The sequence below is a fragment of the Microbacterium sp. EB106-03-03-XG65 genome (assembly GCF_058791955.1).
Genome location: NZ_JBYTEB010000001.1, coordinates 261,733 through 280,059, shown reverse-complemented (window position 1 = coordinate 280,059; position 18,327 = coordinate 261,733). Strand labels below are relative to the sequence as shown.

Below are 18,327 nucleotides of genomic sequence, written 5' to 3'. Positions count from 1 at the left end.
CGGGGCTCCGGTCGGGCCGCCTCCTCTTCACGCGGGGGCTCAGAGCGCGCGTACGGGCCCCGTCGAGCCGCGCACGATCAGCTCGCTCGGCAGCACCACCGGACCGTCGTAGGCGCCTCCGACGGCGATGCGACCGGCCAGCTCTCCGACGTCGTGGAACGGCGCGCGCACTGTGGTCAGCGAGGGTGTCAGATCGGCGACGAGCTGCATGTCGTCGAAGCCGACGACCGAGACCCGTTCGGGGATCGCGATGCCCTCGGCGTGCAGCGCACGGCAGACGCCCACGGCCATGATGTCGGTCTGGCACACGATCGCGGTGACCTCGGGGTCGCCGGCGAGCAGGTCGACAGTGGCGGCGGCGGCATCGTCCGAGGTGTTGCTGCTGCGCTGGGCGAGGGCGGGGTCGAACGCGATCCCCGCCTCGTCGAGGCCGTCCTGATAGCCGAGGAAGCGCTGGTGCGGAGTCGTCATGTCGTCGAGCGAGCCGAGGAACGCGATGCGTCGGTGACCGAGCGAGACCAGATGCTCGACCGCCGCGCGCACTCCGCCGCGGTGGTCGTAGTCGATCGAGGCGATGTGGGGATGGTGCGGGAGGGCCGCGCGACCGCACAGGATCAGCTGCGCCCCGACCCGCGCCAGCGTGGCGGAGTATCGCTGCGCGCGGGCCTCGAACTCCTCGGTCGCGGGGGTCGAGCCCACGAGCAGCACTGCCGCCACCCGCTGCTCGCTCAGCGTCTCGATCAGGGCGGCTTCGCGAGCGGCGTCGCCGCCGGTCGTGCACATCGTGAAGAGGTGGCCGTTGGCTGTCGCGATGTCCTCGGCCCCGCCGGCCATCGAGGCGAACGTGGGGCCGACCATGATGCTCGACACGAACGCGATGCTGCGTCGACCGACGCCCATCATCGAACGGGCGAGACCGTTCACGACGTAGCCGAGCTCTTCGGCGGCGGCGAGCACTCGGGCGTGGCTCGCCGACTTGCCCGCGGCGCGTCCGGCCAGCACCCGAGAGGCGGTCGCGCGCGAGACGCCGGCCGCCTCGGCGACCTCGGCCAGTGTCGGCCCGCCGCCGCGTTCGGGCCCGGGCGTCGCATTGCGGCGCGGGGGCGAACCGTCGTCGATCGTCGTGGTCACACAGGGAATCTATCGCGAGGAACAGCCGGGAGCGCGACGACCCGCAACTAGTTCCGTCACGCGGTGTCCTGAGACTGCGGCGAGGGGCGGGTCGGGGTGACGACGAGGGCGGTGCTGCTCGCCGTCACCCCGAGGCGACGCGTCAGCGCGCGCTCTCCTCGGCGTCGTCGGTCTCGACGCCCGGACCGGGGCCCGGTCGCACCGCAGCATCCGGGCGGATGTCGATGCGCGTGTTGCCGTCATGCTCCGACACGTCGATGCGCGGCGCCGCGTCGGCTTCGGTGGCGTCGGGAGCCGCAGTCAGCTGATCGTGGCGCTTCTCGTCGCTCGTCATCGCCTCGGCGGTGTCGGTGGTGTCGGTGGTGTCGGTGGTGTCGGTCGAATCGGTGGACGGGTCAGGCGTGCTCATGGTTCTCCTTCTGGGGCGGGTCGGTACGGGACGTCTCGGCGGTGGACTCGTGGGCGTGCCCCTCGGAGCGACGGCGGGTCCATCGGGCGAGCAGATACAGGATCACCCCGACAGCCAGCAGCGCTGCGGCGAACAGCCACACCTGCGGGCGCTGCTGGGTGAGCAGCAGGATGCAGGAGCCGATGCCGAGGATGGGGATCACGGTCCAGATGCGGAAGTGATCGTGCTCGACCCGGTCGCGTCGGAGCACGAGCACCGAGATGTTCACGCTGAGGAAGACGAAGAGCAGCAGCAGCACGACGGTCTCGGCGAGCGTCGCCAGATCTCCGACCAGCGTGAGCCCCATCGCGACGAGCGTGGTGGTGAGGATGGCGACCCAGGGCGTGCGTCGATTCGGCAGCACCCGACCCAGCACCGAGGGCAGCAGGTGCTGATCGGCCATGCCGTACGTGAGGCGACTCACCATGATCATGGTCAGCAGCGCACCGTTGGCGACCGCGACCAGGGCGATCAGGCTGAACAGCCACGACGGGATGCCGGCGCCGGTGGCTTCGACCACCGCGAGCAGCGGTCCGCTGGACTCCTGCAGCTCGGCGGGCGCGAGCGTGATCGAGCTCGCGACGCCGACCAGCACGTAGACCGCGCCGGCTGTGAACAGCGCGCCGAACAGAGCGCGAGGGTAGGTGCGCCGCGGGTTCTTGACCTCTTCGATCATGTTGGCCGAGGTCTCGAATCCCACGAACGAGTAGTACGCGACGACCGCACCCGCGAGCACGGCCATGGCGGCGGGGGTGCCGTCCGGGGTCTCGGTCAGTCGGGAGGCGTCTCCTCCGCCACCCGCCACGAAGACCCCCACGACCGCGATCACGATCACGAGACCGCTCAGCTCGATCGCGGTCATGACGAGGTTGGCGCCCATCGACTCGCGGATGCCGCGGGCGTTCAACGCCGCGACGATGGCGAGGAAGACGATGGCGACGGGAGTCGCGGGCACGTCGAAGAAGGTGCCGAAGTAGTCGCCGGCGAAGGCGATCGCCAGACCGGCGGCGCTCGTGACCCCGGCCGCGAGCATGCTGAAACCGACCAGGAAGGACACGAGCGGACTCCGGAACGCGCGTTCGGCGTAGACGGATGCTCCACCCGCCCGCGGGTACTTCGTGACGAGCTCGGCGTAGGAGCCCGCGGTGAGCAGGGCGAGGAGCAGTGCGAGCAGCAGCGGCGCCCACAGCATCCCGCCGACCTTCTCGGACAGCACGCCCATCAGCGCGTAGATTCCGGCACCCAGCACATCGCCGAGGATGAAGGCGAACAGGAGCGGTCCGGTGATCGCGCGGCGGAGGCGAGTGGGGGAATCCTGCGCGGAGGCGGTGTCGGACGTCATCCCGGCACGCTACAAACGGGACTGCGCCGTGACGACGGGGTTGACATCGGGTCTGAGCGCAGTCCGTCCGCGCAGTCCCACACGGCATACCGGCATCCCGCATCCTGGCGCGGTGCGTCGACCGAAGGCGCCGCGCGCCACGGGGCTAGATTCGGGCTCGCACTGGGGGGAGCGGGGCGCGGGGTGTGCGTTTCCGGGGCGATCGCCGCCCTCCGTCGACATCCAGAAAACAGGGGGCACGCATGACCGGAATTCCACGTAGAGCGCTCGCCGAAGGGCTCGCGACCTTCCTCTTCGTTCTCAGCATCATCGCGGCGGTGAACAGCGAGAGCCCGCTGACGCCGCTCGCCATCGGCTTCACGCTCGCCGTGCTCGTCTACTCGACCGGCCACATCTCGGGCGCGCACCTCAACCCGGCCGTCTCGGTCGGCGTCTTCCTGCGCGGCGGCCTCGGCGTGGCCGAGCTCGTCGCCTATCTCGTGGCGCAGTTCGTCGGCGGGGCGCTCGCCGCACTGGCGAGTCGCGCCGTGTGGCCCGCCGGGGGAGAGGCCATGGTCATCGACGTCGGACCCGCGTTCTTCGTCGAGGCTCTGTTCACGCTGATCCTCGTCTGGGTGGTGCTCAACACCGCGACGTCGAAGGGCACCGAGGGCAACTCGTTCTACGGCCTCGCGATCGGCGGAACGGTGTTCGTCGGCGCCGCCACCGTCGGCTCGATCTCGGGCGGCGGCTTCAACCCCGCCGTGGCCCTCGGCCTCTCGGTGGGCGGCTACTTCGACGGGGCCGCGCTGTGGCTCTACATCGTGGCCCCCGTAGTCGGTGGCGTCATCGCCGCCCTGCTCTTCCGCCTGCTCAACACCGACGACGCCAAGACGATCGGGGCCTGACGCAGAGGGAAGTCATCCGTGCGGAGGATGCCGTCGTCTCGGCGCGCGTCATAGCGTGGGAGCATGCTGATCGTCGAAGAACTCCACATGCTGCTGCTTCGGCCGGACGGCCGCGTCGAGAGCTCGGTGAGCGTCAACCGCCTGTACGGCGAGGTCGCCGCCGTGATCGTCGATCTCGCGCTGCACGGCCGCATCTCGGTGTCGAATGAGAAGAACCCCGTGGTCGACATCGTCTCGACTCAGCCCACGGGCAATCCGATCCTCGACAGCACGCTCGAGCGCCTCGTGCCCCTGCGTGGCAAGCGGCTGCAGTCCCTCGTCACGCGGCCGAAGCTCGACCCGCTCGAGGTCGTCGTGGAGTCGCTCGTCGTGCAGGGCGTGCTCGTGCGGGGAGAGCGCGGCTTCTTCGGCTGGGGTGCTGCCCGCACGCCCGAATCCGACGCCACGCCCGAGCAGACTCTACGCGCCAGGCTCGCCGCCGTGCTCGCGGGAACCCTCGCGCCGACCCAGGCCGATCTCGCCCTGCTCTCGATCCTGCAGAACCTCAACGCCGCGCATGCGATCCTGCGCGACGAGTGCGGGGGAGTCTCGTCGCGCGACCTCAAGAAGCGGATCGAACAGCTCACCGCGGGCTCTGCCGCGGGCGATGCCGTCGCGAGAGCCGTCAACGATGCGATCACGGCCGCGATGGTCGCGATCATGACGCCGACGATCGTGGCCGCCACCATCACCTGACGTCTCTCAGCGCAGCACGAGCACGCGCTCCGCGAGCTCGTCGATCACCGCGCTCGCGCCCCGAGGGTCGATCACGACACCGGTGACCGCATCGAGGTCGAGCACGGGGAAGCGCGAGACCGCCCCGATCTTCTCTTCGCTGCCGAGAACGAAGGTCTGCGCGCAGCGCGCGGCGATCGCCCGCTTGGTGACGGCGTCGGCGAGATCGCCCGTGGTCAGGCCGTGGTTCGGATCGATGCCGGTCACCCCGACGAAGAACATGTCGGCCGTGAGGTGCTGCACCGCCTCCATCGCCAGAGGTCCGCTCGCGACCATCGAGAAACGGGCGAGCTCGCCGCCGATCATCACGATGCGCGCCTCGGAGTGCTCTGCGACCGCGAGGGCGACGGCGGGGCTCGGCGTGATCACGGTCAGGTCGGCGCCGTGCGGCAGCATCCGCGCCATGGCGAGCGTGGTGGTGCCGGCCTCGAGCACGATCGTGGATGCCGGAGCGATCAGTTCGACGGCCCGCCGGGCGACCCGCTGTTTGCTCTCGCTCGACAGCGCGAGTCGCTGCTCCACAGGCCGGTCGGCCGGGGGCACCGGCAGCGCGCCGCCGTACACGCGCACGAGTTCACCCGCTTCGGCGAGCTCGCGCAGATCGCGACGGATCGAATCTTCAGACAGCCCGAGCGCGCGCGCCACGTCCTTCGCGACGACCCGGCCGTCGCGGTGCAGGATCTCCCGCAGATGGTCCTTGCGCTGTGCGCCCAGCATCCGATTCCTTCCGAACTCGATCTTTCACGAAGTTGCACGTTCTTGCACGGTTAACGTTACAGTCTCTTCCATGAAGGCTCCACTCCTGATTCTGATCGCCGGCCCCTACCGCTCGGGCACCGGCGGAGACCCCGCCCTGATCGCCCGCAACCTGGAGCGCCTCGAAGAGGCCGCCGCCCCCATCCATCGCCTCGGCCATGTGCCGATGATCGGCGAATGGGTCGCGCTGCCGATCCTGCGCGGGATGCGCGACACGGATGCCGCGGGCGGCGACGTCATGTACGAGACCGCGCACCGGCTGCTGCAGCATTGCGATGCCGTGCTGCGCCTGCCCGGTGAGTCGGCCGGCGCCGACAAGGATGTCGAGATCGCTCTCGAGCGCGGGCTCCCCGTGTATCGGTCGATCGACGAGATCCCCGCGCACCAGGGGGCCGCCGCCTAACTCCCGGCGCAGCCTTCGCACCCGCGTCGAGCGCCCATTGCCCGCTCGACGCGGGTGGCGTAGATTGCCAAGTAAGCGCTTTCCCGTCAGGGAGGCCGCATCACGTGAGCGGAGAGGCTGACATGACGATCGCACCCGACGTGGGCCTTCCGTTCGACCGGACCCACTTCGACTACTCGCCGTGGTCGTTCTGGACCGAGGCCTCCGACGAGCAGCGGCAGCGACAGCTCGCCCTGCAACGGGCCCTCGTCGGCGCCCGGCCGGATCACGTTCTGGGCGAGCAGGTCTTCATCTCGGAGATCGCGGTGGTGCAGGCCGACAGCCTCGAGCTCGGGGACCGCACCTACATCGCCGCGAACGCCTATGTCACCGGCACGGTGCGCGCCGGACGCGACTGCACGATCAATCCGTCGGCCATCGTCAGAGGCGATGTCACGATGGGGGACGCCGTGCGGATCGGTGCCTTCGCCTCGATCATCGGCTTCAACCACGGCTTCGCCGACACCGAGATCGAGATCTTCCGCCAGCCGCTCACGAGCAGGGGCATCGTGATCGGCGACGACGTGTGGATCGGATCGCACGTGACGATCCTCGACGGCATCACGGTCGGCGAGAAGTCCATCCTCGCCGCGGGTGCGGTCGTCACGAAGGATGTGCCGGCCGGGGCGATCGTCGGCGGCAACCCGGCGCGGGTCATCCGCTCGCGGTTCGCCCCGACGACGCACGAGACGCACGAGCCGCACGAGACGCCGCGTCCCGTCGCGGCGGAGCCCGAGGTGCTGTCGGCCCGACTGGCGCGCTTCGCGAACGTCGCACGACAGCAGGCCCCCGGCATCCTCGCCCGCTCCTGGAATCCGCGGCTCGCCGAGGGGCTCTTCTCCGACAAGCCGGATGCCGCCCCGACCGTGCGTGCGCAGTGCGACGCGATCGAGATCAGCTCGCTGCTGCTCGGACGCGCACCGGATCAGCTTCCCGTCGACGCGCAGATCGCCCGGCTGCAGTCGTATCAGGACCCCGAGACGGGCCTCGTGCCGAGTCTGGGAGCGGACGGCCTGATCGAGACCGTCGCGCCCGGACTCGACCTGAACGACGGCGAGGCGGCGTATCACGTCGAATGCGTCGGGTACGCGCTCGACCTGCTCGGCGCTCGATTCCCGCACCGCATCCACGCGGTCGCGGAGATGTCGGGCGACGACGTGATCCGCTTCCTCGGCAGCCGATCGTGGCAGGCCAGGGCATGGGGCGCAGGCCACGACGTCGATGCTCTCGGAACCGCACTGCTGTGGAACCTCGACCACGGGGAGCGCGGAGCATTCGAGGCGTACTTCGGCTGGCTGGTCACCCACGTCGACCCGGCGACAGGCATGTGGGGGCAGCCGCGAGCCGAAGACGGTCTGCTGCAGATCGTGAACGGCTACTACCGACTGACGCGCGGAAGCTTCGCGCAGTTCGGGGTTCCGCTGCCGTACGCCGAGCGTGCGGTCGACACGGTGCTCGCGCACACACGGGACGCACGGTTCTTCGAGCCCCAGAGCCTCGACGCCTGCAACGTCCTCGATGTCGCGCATCCGCTCTGGCTGCTGCGCCCGCAGACCGGAGCGTATCGGGCGGACGAGATCCGCGCGCTCGCCGCGAACCTTCTCGACACCGCTCTGGGCAACTGGGTCGACGGCGAAGGGTTCGGCTTCCGCGCCCCGTCGCCGGCGAGCGGGCTCACCGGCCCCTCGGCGCCGGGCCTCCAGGGCACCGAGATGTGGCTCTCGATCGTCTGGCTCCTCGCCGATCTGCTCGGCGAGTCCGACGCGCTCGGATACCGCCCGCGCGGCATCCATCGCCCGGAGCCGGCGAGGGGCATCCCGCTCGCCTAGGTGCGAGGCGCCGGGTGCGCGACCGTTCCTTCGAAGGAGAACCATGACCGCGACGTCGACCCTGCGCACTCTCACCCTGCGCACTCTCACCCTGCGCGACGGCAGGCCCCCGCTCACCGAGCCCGCCATGAGCAACAGTGAGGAGCGGCACGAGAGACTGCGTCTGACGAGCCGGTGGATCGAGGTGGACGGCACGCCGACGATCCCGGTGACCGGTGAGATGCACTTCAGTCGCATCCCGCACAGGCGGTGGGAGGAGCAGCTGCGGCTCCTCGTCGCCTCGGGGCTCACGTCGGTGTCGACCTACGTGTTCTGGATCCACCACGAGCGCGAGCGCGGGCAGGTGCGGTTCGACGGCGACCTCGACATCGCGGCCTTCCTCGAGACCGCCGAGCGGGTCGGCATCGACGTGATCCTGCGCATCGGACCGTGGTGCCACGGAGAGGTGCGAGGCGGAGGGCATCCGGATTGGGTCGTCGCGGCCCTCGGAGAGCGGGCACGCACGAATGATCCCGAGTACCTCGCGCTGGTGCGCGACTGGTTCGGGCGCATCGCCGGGCAGGTGCGGTCGTTCTGCGGGCCGGATCGGCCGATCGTCGGCATCCAGCTCGAGAACGAGCTGCACGACCGTCCCGATCACATCGCCGCCCTGAAAGAAATCGCCCGAGAGGTCGGTCTCTCGGCCCCGCTGTGGACGGCGACCGGCTGGGGCGGCGCGATCCTGCCCGCGCATGACGTCTTCCCGCTGTACAGCGGATACGCCGACGGCTTCTGGGCGGGCCAGGGCTCCACGTGGGATGACAGCTTCCGCGACCACTTCCGGTTCACGCACGTGTGGGACGACCCGGGCGTGGGCGGGGACTTCCGCGAAGCGGGCGCGGAGATCGTCGTGCGTCCGGTCGACCCGGAGTTCCCGCCGTCGACCTGCGAGCTGGGCGGGGGCATGGCGACGGCGTACCACCGGCGTCCGATCGCTCGAGGCCGCGACATCGCCGCCCTCGCGAATGTGAAGATCGGAAACGGCTCGGCCTGGCAGGGCTTCTACATGTACGCGGGCGGCGTGAACCCCGGCGACGGCCTGCAGGAGAGCCTGGCCACGGGGTACCCGAACGATCTGCCGCGGTTCGACTACGACTTCCAGGCGGCGCTCGGGGCGACCGGGCGTCCCGGCCCGAGCCTGGGCGTGCTGCGCGACCACAACGCGTTCCTCGCCGCCTTCGGCCCGGGGCTCGCCGACACGTTCAGCTCGCTCCCCGACGACGCTCCGGTCGACGTGCATGACCTCGACTCGCTGCGCTGGGCGGTGCGCGGTGATGGCACGGGCGGGTTCCTCTTCGTCAGCACGCATCAGCCGCACGAGCCGCTGTCGGGTTCGACCGGGGTGCAGTTCCGCATCCCGTTCGACGAGGGCGAGATGGTGTTCCCCGACCGGGCGATCGACATCCCGAGCGGCGTGATCGGGCGGTGGCCGCTGCGGCTCGACGTCGAGGGCGTGCGGATCGAGTGGGCGACCGCGTCGGCCTCGGGCCTCGTGGCGGGTGCGCCCGGCGATCTGCCGACGCTGGTGCTGCGAGCCCATGACGACGTCGCGGCACGGCTGCAGCTCGGGGCGGGCTCGCGCGCACGGCTCGGTGGCGTCGCGACGGATGCCGATGTCCCGCTCGACCTGGTGCCGGGCGATGTCGCCGTGGTCGACGACGCGCTGCGCATCCTCGTCGTCGACGAGACACAGGCCGAGCGGCTGTGGTACCTCGGCCCGGACCTGATCGATTCGGCGGATGCTGTGTGGCGGGAAGCAGACGGCCTCGTGGTGCGCGCGGAGAGCGCGCCCGCGAGTCTGGTCTGGCGTGACGGCGGCTTCGTGCCGTGGCGCCTGCGCACCGACGGGTACCCGGGGCGCACCCGGCTGGTGCTCGACGAGCTGCGGCCCGCCGGCCAGCCACCCGCGCGCTACGGCGAGTCGATGGGGCGTTCGGCCGCGCCGGATGCCGCGCAGTTCGACGAGGTCGCGGGTGTCTGGCGGCTGCGGTCACCCGCGCCGCACGAGTGCGCGCCCGGCGATCTCGTCGAGCTCGTGGTCGAGTGGGAGGGCGATGTGGCGCAGCTGCGCGCCGATGGCGTGGTGATCAACGACCGTTTCTGGGACGGCCGGAGCTGGCGCATCGACATCACCGACCTCTCACCCGCCGTGGACCTCACGGTGCATGTCGCGCCGATCGCCGCGCACAGCGTGATCGATCTCGACGCGTCTGTGCGAGCGCGGGTCGACACGGCGGGCCGCCTCGGTTCCGTGATCCGCGTCGATCGCGTCGTGTCGTCGCGCTGGACCCCGAGAAGTCGAGGGGCTCGCGACTGAGCCCTCAGCCGGAGTGGCGCACGCCGGTCAGCTCTTCGGCGACCGTCCACAGCTCGGAGCCGACCTCGGCCGACCGCACCTGCTCGCTCGCGCGGACCCTGGTCGGCGCACCGCGGAACTCGAGCAGCCCTCCGGGCCCCCAGTAGTCGCCGCCCGTGGCATCCGCCGCGACGGCCGCGTGCACGATGGGCGCGGCGCCGGCATCCTTCCCCTGCACCAGCGGGCGGCTGAGCGCCGCGAGAGCACGCACCGCGCGCGGCACCTCGGCGAGCCCATCGCGGTGCGGCGTGAGCGGGTCGACCGCATAGCCCGGATGCGCGCACAGCGCCGACCGCGCAGTGCCGCGCCACCGGCGGTCGAGCTCGAACGTGAGCGCCATGAGCGCTGCCTTCGACCGGCCGTACTGACGCAGAGACGGTCCGGTCCAGGGCTGCGCGAGCGTCGCAGGGTCGATCTCTGCGAAGCGGTGCGCCAGCGATCCGACGGCCACGACCCTGGCGTCGTCGGCGAGCACGTGGCCGAGCTGCGCGAGCAGCGCGAAATGACCCAGCGCGTTCGTGCCGACCATCAGATCCAGGCCGTCCGCGGTGCGGGCCGTGCGGTCGGCCGCCTTCACGCCGGCGTTGCAGATGACGGCATCCACGCGCTCGTCGACCGATGCCGCCGCCGATGCGATGCTCGGGAGAGACCCGAGGTCGACCTGCACGACACCGAGATCGGCGCCCGGTGCGTGTGCGCGGATCGAGGATGCCGCGACGTCGGCGCGCTCAGTCGATCGGCATCCGAGCAGCACCCGTGCCCCGTGCGCGGCGAGGATCTCGGCACACCAGTAGCCGATGCCCGCATTCGCCCCGGTGACGAGCACCGTGCGGCCGTCGAGGCGGGGGAGGGTGCGCGCAGAGAGGGGCATGTCCTCCAACCTAGGCGCTGAAGCCTGCCCCGGCTCAGGCGCGGGCGCCTGTACGATCCGCCGTGCGGATCACGGTCGCGAACCCGCGAGCCGCGAGGATGCTCTCGGTGCGGCGCATGATCTCGTCGCCGGAGACGGCCGCGAGCGGACCGCTCGCCTCGATGGCCGAGGTCGTCGTGGCATCGGTCACGAACTCGACCTCGAACCCCAGGTCGCTCGCCATGCGGGCGGTCGTCTCGCAGCACTGCTCGGTGCGGATGCCGCAGACGACCACTTTCGCGACGCCGAGGTCGCGAAGCCGCTGCTCGAGATCGGTCGAGGTGAAGGCGTTGACCGTGACCTTGGTGACGGCGATCTCGTCGTCGCGCGGATCGAGCTCGTCGAACACCCGCACGAAGCCCAGCGTGGGATCGAAGACCCCTCCGCTGCCCGGCTCCGAGTGCGTGACCCAGGCGACGGGGTCACCGACCCGGCGCGCATGCTCGACGAGGCGCGCGATGTTGCCCACGGCATCCGGATTGGCGGTGGCCGCCCATTCGTCGGTGCGCTGACGGAACGATTCCTGTGCATCGATGACCAGAAGTGCGGTGGCGGGAGCAGTGTGCATCTGTTCATCGTCGGTCCGACGGGCCGTTCGCGACAGGGCGTGCGCGGCCATGTCTCGCACGTTCTCCGCCATCCGGAACAGCTCCGTCGAAATCTCCTCGAACCGATATGTGACGAATTCGCACCCGCGCACGTCCTATCTGTGAGCGACCGAAACGCTCCCGGTGCGGCCAGCAGGCTTCGCATCCGGCACTACGTGAGATGAAGGACTCGTCATGGCAACTCAGGATCAGAACACCTCTGCCGCTCCCGCCGAGAAGGAGCTGGCTCAGACCGCCGCTGCGCCGAAGGCGGCCGGCTCGTCCTCGCGGGTGGACCGCTCGTCGGCGTTCTCGTCGTCGCGCATCCCCGCTGATGCGGATGCTGCGGGCAAGACCGTCATCGCCGACGGCGTGGTCGCCAAGGTCGCCGGAATCGCTGCGCGCGAGGTGCCGGGCGTCTTCGCACTCGGTGGCGGCGGGGCACGCGCCTTCGGGGCGATCCGCGACGTGATCAACGCCACCGATCTGGCGCAGGGCGTCAAGGTCGAGGTGGGCGAGACCCAGGCCGCCGCCGACATCACGATCGTCGTCGAGTACCCGGCCCCCATCCAGGAGGTCGCCAACAACGTGCGCGCCGCCGTCGCGGGAGCCATCACCCGCCTGGTCGGACTCGAGGTCGTCGAGGTCAACGTCGAGGTCAACGACGTGCACGTGCCCGGTGACGACAGCAACGAGAACGAGGAGTCGCGAGTCTCATGACACCGACCACCACCGGCGCACTGATCGGTGCGCTCCTGGCCCTGGCCGCACTCCTGTTCGGCTTCTGGGGATTCCTGCTCATGGCACTGTTCGCCGGTGTCGGCGCGATCATCGGCCGGATCGTGTCCGGCAAGATCGACGTCCGCGGGCTCGCAGACGCCTTCACGGGGCGGCGAACCTCCTGATGAGCGCCGACCAGCACATCGCCGCCGGTGGCGGCCCCTCGGGGGTCGCCACCGGGGAGGCTGCCGTTCCGGGTCGCGTCGACGTGAAGGAGCGCGTGTACCGCACGGTCACCGAGCAGGCGTCCGCAACCCTGATCGGTGTGCCCCGCGGTGACGTGAAGGTCGACGTCGCGGAGCATCTCCGCGGACTCAGCGTGCGCATCGCGACCCCGCTTCCCGTTCCCGATCTCGACGACACCGTCGCGATCTCCCAGAGCGTCCCCGTGCTCGAGCGAGCCCGCCAGCTGCAGGAGCAGTTGCAGCGCGATCTCTCGGGAGTCCTCGGGCGAGACGTCACCCGCATCACCCTCACCATCACCGGTGCCACCGTCCCCGAAAGGAGAAGAGTGCGATGACCACCCCGGTCCTGCGCCGCGTCGTCAGGCGCGAGACGCATTCACCGCGCACCGTCGCGATGTTCGTCGCGGTCGTCCTGCTCATCCTGGCCCTCGCCTACATCGGGCTCGAGATCGTGCTGAGCCTCGCGGCACAGCCCGCTCTACTGCTCGGACCCGCTGCGGCCGGTGGCTGGCTGGTGGGTCTGCCCACGGCGCAGCCGGCCGGACTCGTGATCGCCGGCAGCATCGTGCTCGCCCTGATCGGCCTGGTCTTCATCGTCCTCGCCGTCACGCCGGGCCGGCTCTCGAAGCACACGCTGCAGGCCGGTGAGCGAGCGGTCGTCGTCGACAACGGCGTGATCGCGAGCGCGCTCGCCCAGCACCTCGCCGACGAGACGGGACTCGCTCGCGAGAACGTCACGGTCGGCGTCGGGCACCGCAGCGTCGACATCACGATGCGGCCCGGCGCCGGTGTTCCGCTCGAGTCGAGCGCCGTGCAGTCCGCCGCCGAAGCGCAGCTGCAGAACTACCGATTGAGCCGTGCCGTGCGCACCCGCGTGCGCATCGAGCGCGACACCGACGAGGAGGACGAGCTGTGAACAACACCAACCGCGCGTTGAACCGCACCCTGCTGTTCATCATCGGGCTGCTGTTCCTCGGACTCGGGGCGCTGGGCATCGCGATCATGAGCTGGCCGACGGCATCCGACATCTGGCGATCGGCTGCACAAGGTGCCCGTTCGTGGCTCGACCAGGCGATCGCGGCGACCGCGATCGCCGGAGGCAGCCTCTCGTGGATCGGCATCGGCGCTGTGGCGGCGCTCGTCGTCGTGATCGTGCTGCTCGTCGTCGCTCTGATCAGCATCGCGGGCCGCCGCTCCAAGACCGCCTTCCGTTCGACGGGGGAGCAGAACCCGCTGGGGCGCGTCACCGTCACCGAGTCGTTCGTGTCGGATGCGGTGAAGAACTCGCTCGCCACGCGTGACGAGATCCTCTCGACGCAGGTCACCGCGAACGATGTGCGGCGTCAGCCCGTGCTGCACGTGGCTGTCACGCCGCGGCAGAACACCGACCCCCGAGAACTCGTCGATCTCGTCGACCGTCTGCTCACCAATCTCGCGACGCTGACCGGCCGGGAGACAGACACGTACGTCTCGATCCACACCGGACTGCGCGCGAGACTCGCCCACGATCAGCGACGACTGTCCTGAACCTCGACAGGGTGCGCCGCTGACACCCGCCCCCAGACTTATCGTCGGTCGCGCAGAGCAACGGCGATAAGACGCCGGGAATCCTCCCGTCGTCACGATCACCCTCACGAAAGGAGCTCCTCATGGGACTCGATGACAAGATCAAGAACGCCGCGCAGGACATCGCCGGAAAGGCGAAGGAAGCGATCGGCAACGCGACCGACAACGACAAGCTCGCCGCCGAAGGCAAGGCCGACCAGGTCAAGGCCGACGCGAAGAAGGCCGGCGAGAACGTCAAGGACGCGTTCAAGGAGTGAGACCCCCGGCGCGGGCGGGTGGAGCGGTGTCACGCCCCACCCGCCCGTTGCCGTCGCCGCAGACACCGACGTGAGACGATGCCACAGATGGACGCCGCTGCCGAGAGAGAACTGCGTGAGCTTCGTGCGCGCGCCTATGGCCGCGATGCCGACATCGCGATGGATGCCGCGGCGGTGCGCCGTCTGCATGAACTCGAATCCGCGCGTGGCGTTCCTGTCGCCTCGGAGGGTGCCGCTCCGGCTCCGGCTCCGGCTCCGGCTCCGGTTGCGGAGGCGAGGACGCGCGCAGAGGCGCGGGCCGTGGCCGCCCCGACCGCTCCGCCCCTCGAGTCGCCGCCCACGCCGCACGACGTCGACGGCCTGCGATCGATCGAACGCGCGGTCGACGACGACTCCGACGCCGACGATGCCGAGGCCGCTGCCGTTCGCAGCGATGATCGTCGCCGCAGTCGGCGTGCGACATGGTGGGCGGCATCCGTCGTGGGCTCCGCCGCGCTCGCCGCCGTCGTGACGTTCACGCTGGCATCCACACCGCCCGTCTCGGCCTCATCGGGAGCACCGCAGATCGAGACCCTCCGGCTGACCGGGGCCTCGGATCGGATCCCCGAAGGGTGGTTCGGTGCGGGAAGCGACACACTGGCCGCCGACTTCCTCGGGTTCACGGTGTTCGCGATCTCGAACTGGGGCGATGCGCGGTCTGAGGGCGGCGATCAGCCGAACTGCATCGGCGTGGTGCGCACCGATGCGATTCCGCCCGTGGAGGGTTTCGACCCGAATGACTGGGGCTACGGCGGCGACTTCTACTCGGCCTGTGACGTGGGCGTGTTCCCTGCGACCGTGGAGCTGCCCCTCGGCGGGAGCGCCCCCGAGGAGATGCTCGCGCGGCATCCCTCTGCCGAGGCGGTGCAGTTCGTGCTCGACGGCGATCGCATCGGTGTCTTCCTCGACAGCGGACTCGGCTAGCCTCGCAGAATGGGAACCCTCGAGTACAACAGCTCTCACCCGGCGATAGAGATCGACGATGTCACTCTCGCGCACCTGAAGATCGTCATCGGCACCAAGCTCCGCCGACAGGAGAGCTTCATGATGACCTGGGCGCCGGGCGATTCGGGGCCCGCCCGCAAGACGGCCTGGATCCATCCGAGCATCCCGCTCGTGATCGCCTTCGACGACCCGAAGCCGGCTCCGATCGATGCGGAGCGGGTCGCGCAGATGATGCAGCACCTCAACGCCCACGGCGAGATCATCGTGACCCGCTGACGTGAGCGCGCCTAGGTGCGCACGACGGCGACGCCGAGCTCTTCGATTCCCGCCGCGGTGGCATCGCTGAGACCGGCGTCCGTGACGATGAGGTCGAGGTCTGTGAGGTCGAGCACGCGGTAACGGCCGAAGGTGCCGTACTTCGAGCTGCCGGCGACGAGCACCGTCTCGCTGGCGCTCTCGAGAGCCGCCGTCTTGGGGGCGATCTTCGACTCGGTCGGCGTGGTGACGCCCCGGCGCAGATCCCACGACGACGACGAGAGGAACGCGATGTCGATCGACAGCTCATGCAGGGTGAGGGCTGCGAGACGGCCGGTCGTCGACTGGTTCGCCTTCTCGACGCGGCCGCCGATCGCGATGATGTCGGCCGTGGGATGGTCGAGGAATGCGGCGATGATCGCGAGGTCGTTCGTCACGACGGTCAGGTCGCGGATGCTCTCGAGGTGCGGCCGCATCGCCTGGATCGTCGTGCCGGCGTCGAGGTAGATCGTCATCGACTCCGTGACGAGGGATGCCGCATGGCGGGCCATCGCATCCTTCTCGGCGACGTCCTGGCGGGCCTTCTCGAAGCGCGTCGGCTCGGCGACCAGCCGCGACGCGATCTTCGCGCCACCGGGCGTCGCCAGGACGCGGCCGGCTTCTTCGAGCACCGAGATGTCGCGTCGGATCGTCATGTGGCTGACCCCGAGCAGGTCGGTCAGCTGGCGGTAGCTCAGCACGCCTTCGCGGCGCAGGTGCTTGACGATCAGCTCGCGGCGCTGCTCGGGGATGAGCGGCGTCGATGCGGCAGAGGCGGGCTTCGTCATGTCGTGGTCAGCCTAGCGAACGAGGGTGGCGGTCTCGGTCCAGGGGGTGCCCCATCGGCTGGCCAGCGCTGCCACGTCGTCGGCGGGCAGCAGTCGTCTGGGCTTTCCATCGGTCAGCAGCGTGATGCGGCACGCCTCTTCGAGCTCGATCGCGGCTTCGATCGCGGCATCCAGACCGGTCGCCGAGACGATCTGCCCGTGGTTGGCGAGCAGGGCGCCCTGGAACGGATGGGGCAGCGCCAGCAGCTGTGCGGCGAGGTCGGGATCGCCCGGAACGCGGAAGGGGACGAGTGGACTCTGGCCGACGCGCATCACGAAGTACGGAGTGAGCGGCGGGATCGCACTCGTCTCGGACCAGGGCTCGAGGCAGCTGGCCGCCACCGCGAACGGGGAATGCAGGTGCACGACCGCTGAATGTGCGCGGTTCTTCGTGTAGAACGCCAGGTGCAGAGCCAGTTCCTTCGAGGGCTTCGCGCCGCGCACGAACTCGCCGTCGAGGGTGACGACGGCGATGTCCTGGGGTGAGAGCCGGCCGAGGTCGGTGCCGGTCCCCGTCATGTAGACGAGGCCGTCGGTGAGGATGCTGACGTTGCCGCTGCTGCCGGGGCTGATCCCGGCGGCGGCCACTCGGCCGCCCGCGGCGATCAGGTCGTCAATCGGTGAGGTCATCGAGCGCCCTCCAGGCGGTGGTGAACATGTCGTCGGAACCGAAGTTCCCCGACTTGAGTGCGATGGTGAGTGCGCCGTGCGCGGAGTCCGCGGCGCTCCAGCAGACGCCCGGTGCGATGCGAGGTCCGATGTGCAGGCGCTGGATGCCGAGGCGGTGCACGACCGCCCCCGAGGTCTCGCCGCCGGCGACGATCACCTGGGTGACGCCCAGATCCTCGACAGCCCGGGACACGATCTCCGAGAGCACCTCTTCGATGCGACCGGCGACCGTGTTGCCCGCGGATCCGCGGCGGATGTCGTCGAGCGAGCCGACCGAGTACACGACCGGGATCTCGTCGTCGGCGAGACCCTGCAGCCACGACACGGTCTCGGCGACGACGTGTTCGGGGTCGGCCGTGACCGCCTCGATGTCGAGCTTGCGGGTCGGCAGCGTCTCGGCGGCATGCGCGATCTGCGTGCGGGTCTTCGACGAGGCGCTGCCGCACACGATCAGGCGTCGCCCGGGCGTCTGCTCGATCTGCGAGAGGGTGCCGGGGCGCGGGCCGGTCATGCCGAGTGCGAGCCCCGCCCCACCGCTCACGACGCGCCAGTCCGACACCGCCGTCGCGATGGTCTCGAGATCGGCATCCGTGATCGCATCCACGACGGTGTAGCCCGCGGGTTCTGCGGCCAGGGCATCGCGTAGAGCCTTCGGGCCGCCCCAGACGGTCGGAGCGGAGATCTCGTGGATCTCGCGCGTGGTCTGCGGCGCGAGGATGTCGCGGAGTCGAGACTGCGTCATCGGTGTGAGGGGGTGATGGCGCATGGGGGACTGCTCGAGCAGATCGTCGCCCACGAAGAGATGGCCGCGGTACACCGTGCGGCCGTTGTCGGGGAACGAGGGCACGACGATCGTGCGCTGTTCGTCGAGTTCGTCCATCACGGCGTCGAGGATCGGGCCGATGTTGCCCTCGGGCGTGGAGTCGAAGGTCGAGCAGTACTTCACGTAGAAGCGCTGCGCGTCGACGGCCTCGAGAGCTTTCACCGCCCGGACGCTCTGGGCGACCGCATCGGCGACCGGGGCGGTGCGTGTCTTCAGCGCGACGACGACGGCATCCGCGTCGCCCAGCTCCCGGGGGTCGAGAGGCGCGTCCTCGATCGACACCACCGCGCGGTAGCCGCGCTCGCGCAGCGCGATGGCGAGATCCGTCGCGCCGGTGAAGTCGTCTGCGACTGCGCCGATATCGATCACGCGTCCTCCTCGGGATAGGTGACACCATTTGACCACGTGTGAATCCATGTGAACAAATTTGATAATTCTGTA

General features: G+C 70.0%; 21 protein-coding genes and 1 pseudogene. 13 read left to right on the top strand and 9 right to left on the bottom strand.

Going from position 1 to position 18,327, the window contains the following annotated elements; all coding sequences use genetic code 11:
• Positions 1-39 precede the first annotated feature (39 nt).
• The 3 genes from AC3WS6_RS01310 to AC3WS6_RS01300 all read right to left on the bottom strand — a co-directional run bounded on the left by AC3WS6_RS01310 (position 40) and on the right by AC3WS6_RS01300 (position 2,921).
• Positions 40-1,131: a LacI family DNA-binding transcriptional regulator gene (locus AC3WS6_RS01310; protein WP_492499282.1), complete on the bottom strand. Its 1,092-nt coding sequence runs from the start codon at positions 1,129-1,131 to the stop codon at positions 40-42.
• 142 nt (positions 1,132-1,273) lie between these two features.
• Positions 1,274-1,540, bottom strand: coding sequence for a multidrug transporter (locus AC3WS6_RS01305; protein WP_492499281.1), 267 nt, complete (start codon positions 1,538-1,540; stop codon positions 1,274-1,276).
• Positions 1,527-2,921: an APC family permease gene (locus tag AC3WS6_RS01300; RefSeq protein WP_492499280.1), complete on the bottom strand. Its 1,395-nt coding sequence runs from the start codon at positions 2,919-2,921 to the stop codon at positions 1,527-1,529. The genes AC3WS6_RS01305 and AC3WS6_RS01300 overlap by 14 nt, the downstream gene beginning before the upstream one ends.
• Before the next feature lie 242 nt (positions 2,922-3,163).
• Here AC3WS6_RS01300 and AC3WS6_RS01295 point away from each other — a divergent pair, with 242 nt between their 5' ends.
• A complete protein-coding gene (locus AC3WS6_RS01295; RefSeq protein WP_492499279.1) occupies positions 3,164-3,808 on the top strand; it encodes an MIP/aquaporin family protein in 645 nt (214 codons plus the stop codon).
• Positions 3,809-3,871: 63 nt separating this feature from the next.
• Entirely contained in the window at positions 3,872-4,543 is a 672-nt protein-coding gene (locus AC3WS6_RS01290; RefSeq protein WP_492499278.1) for a GOLPH3/VPS74 family protein, read from the top strand.
• Between the two features lie 6 nt (positions 4,544-4,549).
• On the opposite strand, the gene AC3WS6_RS01285 is transcribed toward AC3WS6_RS01290, so the two are convergent.
• Entirely contained in the window at positions 4,550-5,299 is a 750-nt protein-coding gene (locus AC3WS6_RS01285) for a DeoR/GlpR family DNA-binding transcription regulator (RefSeq protein ID WP_492499277.1), read from the bottom strand.
• 70 nt (positions 5,300-5,369) lie between these two features.
• Between AC3WS6_RS01285 and AC3WS6_RS01280 the strand changes: the two genes are divergently transcribed.
• From AC3WS6_RS01280 to AC3WS6_RS01270, 3 genes and pseudogenes are all read left to right on the top strand, one after another.
• Positions 5,370-5,741, top strand: coding sequence for a DUF4406 domain-containing protein (locus AC3WS6_RS01280; protein ID WP_492499276.1), 372 nt, complete (start codon positions 5,370-5,372; stop codon positions 5,739-5,741).
• A 548-nt stretch (positions 5,742-6,289) separates the two neighbouring features.
• A pseudogene (locus AC3WS6_RS01275) lies at positions 6,290-6,451 on the top strand (DapH/DapD/GlmU-related protein); the annotation flags it as partial.
• Positions 6,452-7,652: 1,201 nt separating this feature from the next.
• Positions 7,653-9,965, top strand: coding sequence for a beta-galactosidase (locus tag AC3WS6_RS01270; protein WP_492499275.1), 2,313 nt, complete (start codon positions 7,653-7,655; stop codon positions 9,963-9,965).
• Between the two features lie 4 nt (positions 9,966-9,969).
• Here the strand turns inward: AC3WS6_RS01270 and AC3WS6_RS01265 are convergent, their stop codons facing one another.
• Both AC3WS6_RS01265 and AC3WS6_RS01260 read right to left on the bottom strand, forming a co-directional pair.
• Positions 9,970-10,875, bottom strand: coding sequence for an SDR family NAD(P)-dependent oxidoreductase (locus AC3WS6_RS01265; RefSeq protein ID WP_492499274.1), 906 nt, complete (start codon positions 10,873-10,875; stop codon positions 9,970-9,972).
• Positions 10,876-10,909: 34 nt separating this feature from the next.
• Positions 10,910-11,482: an isochorismatase family protein gene (locus tag AC3WS6_RS01260; RefSeq protein WP_492499273.1), complete on the bottom strand. Its 573-nt coding sequence runs from the start codon at positions 11,480-11,482 to the stop codon at positions 10,910-10,912.
• A 214-nt stretch (positions 11,483-11,696) separates the two neighbouring features.
• On the opposite strand from AC3WS6_RS01260, the gene AC3WS6_RS01255 reads away from it, so the two are divergent.
• The 8 genes from AC3WS6_RS01255 (at position 11,697) to AC3WS6_RS01220 (ending at position 15,549) form a co-directional block, all read left to right on the top strand.
• Positions 11,697-12,221 (top strand): Asp23/Gls24 family envelope stress response protein, encoded by a 525-nt coding sequence (locus AC3WS6_RS01255; protein ID WP_492499272.1) that lies wholly within the window; start codon positions 11,697-11,699, stop codon positions 12,219-12,221.
• Positions 12,218-12,406 (top strand): DUF2273 domain-containing protein, encoded by a 189-nt coding sequence (locus AC3WS6_RS01250; protein WP_492499271.1) that lies wholly within the window; start codon positions 12,218-12,220, stop codon positions 12,404-12,406. The genes AC3WS6_RS01255 and AC3WS6_RS01250 overlap by 4 nt, the downstream gene beginning before the upstream one ends.
• Entirely contained in the window at positions 12,406-12,801 is a 396-nt protein-coding gene (locus AC3WS6_RS01245; protein ID WP_492499270.1) for a hypothetical protein, read from the top strand. The genes AC3WS6_RS01250 and AC3WS6_RS01245 overlap by 1 nt, the downstream gene beginning before the upstream one ends.
• Positions 12,798-13,382, top strand: coding sequence for a DUF6286 domain-containing protein (locus AC3WS6_RS01240; protein ID WP_492499269.1), 585 nt, complete (start codon positions 12,798-12,800; stop codon positions 13,380-13,382). Before AC3WS6_RS01245 ends, AC3WS6_RS01240 begins: the two co-directional genes overlap by 4 nt.
• On the top strand, positions 13,379-13,993 hold the full coding sequence (locus tag AC3WS6_RS01235; RefSeq protein WP_492499268.1) for a hypothetical protein: 615 nt from the start codon (positions 13,379-13,381) through the stop codon (positions 13,991-13,993). The genes AC3WS6_RS01240 and AC3WS6_RS01235 overlap by 4 nt, the downstream gene beginning before the upstream one ends.
• 122 nt (positions 13,994-14,115) lie before the next feature.
• Entirely contained in the window at positions 14,116-14,289 is a 174-nt protein-coding gene (locus AC3WS6_RS01230; RefSeq protein ID WP_492499267.1) for a CsbD family protein, read from the top strand.
• 87 nt (positions 14,290-14,376) lie between these two features.
• Entirely contained in the window at positions 14,377-15,252 is an 876-nt protein-coding gene (locus AC3WS6_RS01225) for a hypothetical protein (RefSeq protein WP_492499266.1), read from the top strand.
• 9 nt (positions 15,253-15,261) lie between these two features.
• Positions 15,262-15,549: a DUF7882 family protein gene (locus tag AC3WS6_RS01220; protein ID WP_492499265.1), complete on the top strand. Its 288-nt coding sequence runs from the start codon at positions 15,262-15,264 to the stop codon at positions 15,547-15,549.
• Positions 15,550-15,560: 11 nt separating this feature from the next.
• On the opposite strand, the gene AC3WS6_RS01215 is transcribed toward AC3WS6_RS01220, so the two are convergent.
• Genes AC3WS6_RS01215 through otnK form a run of 3 tightly spaced genes read right to left on the bottom strand, consistent with a single transcriptional unit; the run spans position 15,561 to position 18,255 of the window.
• Positions 15,561-16,355 (bottom strand): DeoR/GlpR family DNA-binding transcription regulator, encoded by a 795-nt coding sequence (locus AC3WS6_RS01215; protein ID WP_492499264.1) that lies wholly within the window; start codon positions 16,353-16,355, stop codon positions 15,561-15,563.
• Positions 16,356-16,367: 12 nt separating this feature from the next.
• Entirely contained in the window at positions 16,368-17,024 is a 657-nt protein-coding gene (locus AC3WS6_RS01210) for a class II aldolase/adducin family protein (RefSeq protein ID WP_492499263.1), read from the bottom strand.
• Entirely contained in the window at positions 17,008-18,255 is a 1,248-nt protein-coding gene (gene otnK / locus AC3WS6_RS01205; RefSeq protein WP_492499262.1) for a 3-oxo-tetronate kinase, read from the bottom strand. The genes AC3WS6_RS01210 and otnK overlap by 17 nt, the downstream gene beginning before the upstream one ends.
• Positions 18,256-18,327 lie beyond the last annotated feature (72 nt).